Here is a 4,071-nt window from a genome sequence, read left to right on the forward strand (position 1 = left end):
GGGTAATATTTACCCTTTCATTTGTTCAAGCTCTTTGCCTTTGGTTTCGTGTAAAAACTTAAATACAAATATTTTTCATGATGTTGATATTGCCCCTGAAGGCAAAGCACTATAAGAAAGCCTCGATAACGTAACGCACATAGCTAACATTATCTAAAAAGAAATGCAGCGCACTGGTGTAAAGCCACTGTGGGGTACTGCTAACTTGTTCTCAAACAAACGTTCTTGTGCCGGTGGTGCAACAAACCCTAATCCTAATACGTATGCATATGCAGCAGCGCAAGTTAAACATGCAATGGAAATTACGCATCGTTTAGGCGGCGAAAACTACGTACTTTGGGGGGGTCGTGAAGGTTACGACACACTACTAAATACAGATCTTGCGCAAGAAAGCGAGCAGTACGCACGCTTTTTGAAAATGGTTGTAGAACACAAGAAAAAAATTGGTTTTAAAGGCACATTATTAATTGAGCCAAAACCACAAGAGCCAACTAAGCACCAGTACGATTACGATACAGCAACGGTTGCAGGCTTTTTACACAAGCACGGCTTACAAGACGAAATTAAAGTAAACATTGAAGCAAACCACGCAACACTTGCAGGTCATAGCTTCCACCACGAAATTGCCGTTGCTTGCGCTAAAGGTATTATGGGTAGTATTGATGCTAACCGTGGTGATATGCAAAACGGATGGGATACAGATCAATTCCCTAACGATGTAGCTGAGTGAACACTTGTCGTTTACGAAATTTTAAAGAATGGCGGTTTTACAACCGGTGGCTTTAACTTTGATACTAAACTTCGTCGTCAATCGTGTGAACGCGATGATTTATTCATCGGTCACATTGGTGGTATGGATACGATGGCAAAAGCATTACTCAATGCAGCAGCAATGATTGAAGGCGGCGAGCTTTCTGACTTTGTAGAAAAACGTTACGCAGGTTGGAAAGAAGACCTAGGCCAAAGCATTTTAAAAGGTGAACAATCACTTGAGAGCCTTGCTGCGTTAGTACACGAAAACGACATCTATCCTAAGCAAGTTTCTGGCCGACAAGAGCTGCTTGAGAATATTGTTAACCGCTACGTATAAGGACATCTCCTCGGTTTTAAAGCCGAGGCGTACATCATTATGAACTTGTTAGAACAACTCAAAAAAGTAACCACGGTCGTTGCCGACAGTGGCGATGTAGAGTCAATCAAAGCCCTACAACCGGTTGATGCAACAACCAATCCTTCGTTAATTTTACAAGCTGCAAAATTACCTCAATATAAACACTTAAATACGTTTTTCACATATATAAGATTGTTATATCTGATAGTTTTTAAATTGCTCCCACACAGCCTCTGCTACAGGCCCCAACACTTCTCCCCTTTTCTTAATAATGTAATATTTTAGAGGCGTTATATTTTGCACATCACTAAGTGACAGCATTTTCAGAGTATTATTTGCAATACCTTCATCAGCTAAATAACCTGGTAATTTGCCCCAACCCATTGCACTTTCGATAAGCATTTTTTTAGTTGGAAAGTCATTTACATACCATCGTCGCTGACCTTGCTGAACACCCCACTCTATGTTTTTTGAACCAGTGCCTGAGTCCTGCACAATTATTTGGTATTCGTTCAACAAATCAGTGGCTTGCCTTAGGTTTGGATTTCGCTTTAACAACAAAGGGGAAGCTACATTGATTAATGAGCCGCTATTTAACAAATGCTTTTCAATTTTCTCTTCTTGTGCAGAAAACTCCATTGTTGGTGTTATACACAGATCGGCACCGCCATCAAGTAAGGCTTCAATTGCACCTGTTATGTACTCTTGCCTGATTATTATTTGAGTTTCAGAGAACTGATTTTGCATATTTTTTAGTAATGGTAAAATACCCTTTAAATTAAATGATGCTTCAATTGCAATCGTTATACTTACCTCGTTCCCCTGTGCTATGTGGTGTGCAACTTGTTTAAGTTGTGCTGCATCATCTAGCAATTTCATAGCCTTATGAAACATAGTTTTTCCTGCACTGGTAAGCTCTAACCGATAACCATTACGACTAAATAAGGCAAAGTTAAGGGTATTTTCTAGTTGCTTAATGCCTTGGCTTATAGCTGGTTGAGTTTTGTGTAAAAGAGCACTTGCTTCACTCAATGATCCAACCTGAGCAACAGTAACAAACATACTAAGCTGTTCTAATTTCATAATTTACGCCAAACATGTAAAGCTAAAGTTTATATCTTATAAAAAAACATTCAATATTAATTAATAAGAACTGTGATTATTCTAACGTCAAAAGCTAAGCATCTGCTTAAACCACTCTTATTAAAGTTGGGAATAACATGAGCACAAAAGTAAAAAGAATTTTTATGTATACATCACTAGGATTAACAACACTTGCCTTTATAGCTGCAGGCTCTGCAAAACTAGCAGGAGTTGAGCAAATGCACTTATCTTTTGCTCTTATGGGTTTACCTGCTTGGTTTGGCTATTTTATTGGTGCAAGTGAACTTGCGGGTGCTATTGCTATTTGGATCAAAAAACTAAGCATTTTAGCTGCAAGTGGTTTGTTAGTTATTATGGCTGGTGCAACATTTTTTCATGTAGTTTACGACAGTGTTGCCAATGCAATACCTGCCGTTATTTTATGTGCTTTATTAATTAATATCATAATTAACCGAGTCAATGATATAAACGCCTTAGATAGTAAGTAACCTAGAGCTATTTTCAATACAATGAATAACGATATATTCGCTTCTATCGTTATTCAAACCCTCTTTTACAAAATGACTAATGCTTTCGCATCTCTCATTTAGGATAAAGATAACAAACTCGATCTCTAAACAAACAAAGGCTAAAGTTGTTTTATTCATTAAATTTTAATTTTGAGTTCATACCCTGTATTTAATAATTAAATATACGACGTACTAAAGTTTATTACTTGGGCTTTTAATATGCCTAATTAACTAAGGTGTAAAATATGAAAAAAACATTTTTAGGCATTTTCTCGATTACAGTAATAACTTACTTACTGAGCGGCTGCACAACATCAAATAACGGTAATATTACAAAATTGAGTGAAGATAAAATAAGTACTAGATTAAATAAATTACCTTCCTCGCTAACCTCTAGTGATTTGTTCAATACCACTGTTATTGAACCCACTCAGCTATTTGATAACCTTTATTTTGTAGGATATGTCAGCGTAGGTACTTTTGTTATCACTACAACTGAGGGCATTATTTTAATCGATACCATGTGGACCCCGCACGATGCCAAACATGTGATTGTTCCTGGACTAAAAGAGTTAGGCTTAAATCCTGAAGATATTAAATACGTGATAGTTACTCACGGCCACAGCGACCATTATGGTGGCGCTCACTACTTTGAATCACATTATGGCGCTAAAATTTTAATGAGAAAAAATGAGTGGAACTACATCCATAATCCAAATGCACCTGTATTAACTGATCCTTTCGGTAATTTTTCTACCGAAATACCATTACCTAGCACTTACACCCAAGTTATCGATGGTGAAAAAATAAGTTTAGGTAAAACTAATTTAACGGTACTTGCTACACCAGGGCATACGCCTGGTGGGTTGTCTTTGATAATACCTGTTACAGATAATGGCATACCTCATACAGTTGCACTTTGGGGAGGTACCGGTTTACCGGATACTAAAGCAGCAAATCAAACTTATTTGCACTCTTTAAATTATTTTCAAAAAATTGCAAACAAAAACGATGTTGATGGAAGTATCTCAAACCACCCGTTTTCACATGATCTAATTAATCAAATTAATACATTAAAAAATCGTAAATCTGATCAACAAAACCCCGTGGTAACCGGTAATAAGGCATTTAATGAGTACATAGACGATGTATTGCGAAATAACGTTCAAAAGAAACTTTCGTCATTTGAGTCAAACTAATATAGCTTTTCACGCACCGGCGTTATCGTGCTAATGTATTTATAATGACGGTATATGTCGCTTTAAAGCGATACTCATTACTAATATAAAAGCATAGTGCACTTCTTTTTATGAAACCCCACATTTGATAGTCTGTATAAAAATACAG

At 36.8% G+C, this 4,071-nt stretch carries 3 protein-coding genes and 2 pseudogenes; 4 read left to right on the forward strand and 1 reads right to left on the reverse strand.

Annotation, left to right across the window (positions count from 1 at the left end):
* Together H5072_RS13290 and H5072_RS13295 are read left to right on the forward strand one after the other, a co-directional pair.
* Nucleotides 1–1,090 (forward strand): annotated as a pseudogene (locus tag H5072_RS13290) (xylose isomerase); the annotation flags it as partial.
* 36 nt (nucleotides 1,091–1,126) lie between these two features.
* Nucleotides 1,127–1,279 (forward strand): annotated as a pseudogene (locus tag H5072_RS13295) (transaldolase family protein); the annotation flags it as partial.
* A gap of 27 nt (nucleotides 1,280–1,306) precedes the next feature.
* Here H5072_RS13295 and H5072_RS13300 read toward each other — a convergent pair.
* Nucleotides 1,307–2,194, reverse strand: a complete 888-nt coding sequence (locus H5072_RS13300) for a LysR family transcriptional regulator (RefSeq protein ID WP_182693787.1) — start codon at nucleotides 2,192–2,194, stop codon at nucleotides 1,307–1,309.
* A 164-nt stretch (nucleotides 2,195–2,358) separates the two neighbouring features.
* Between H5072_RS13300 and H5072_RS13305 the strand changes: the two genes are divergently transcribed.
* Nucleotides 2,359–2,703 carry a DoxX family protein gene (locus tag H5072_RS13305; RefSeq protein WP_259395949.1) on the forward strand — a complete coding sequence of 115 codons (345 nt, stop codon included), beginning with the start codon at nucleotides 2,359–2,361 and terminating at the stop codon, nucleotides 2,701–2,703.
* Nucleotides 2,704–2,969: 266 nt separating this feature from the next.
* Complete coding sequence (locus H5072_RS13310; protein ID WP_182693789.1) at nucleotides 2,970–3,923, forward strand: MBL fold metallo-hydrolase; 954 nt, start codon at nucleotides 2,970–2,972, stop codon at nucleotides 3,921–3,923.
* The last annotated feature ends 148 nt before the right edge of the window (nucleotides 3,924–4,071 follow it).

This window comes from Pseudoalteromonas sp. SR45-5 (assembly GCF_014163565.1).
Lineage (GTDB): Bacteria > Pseudomonadota > Gammaproteobacteria > Enterobacterales > Alteromonadaceae > Pseudoalteromonas > Pseudoalteromonas distincta.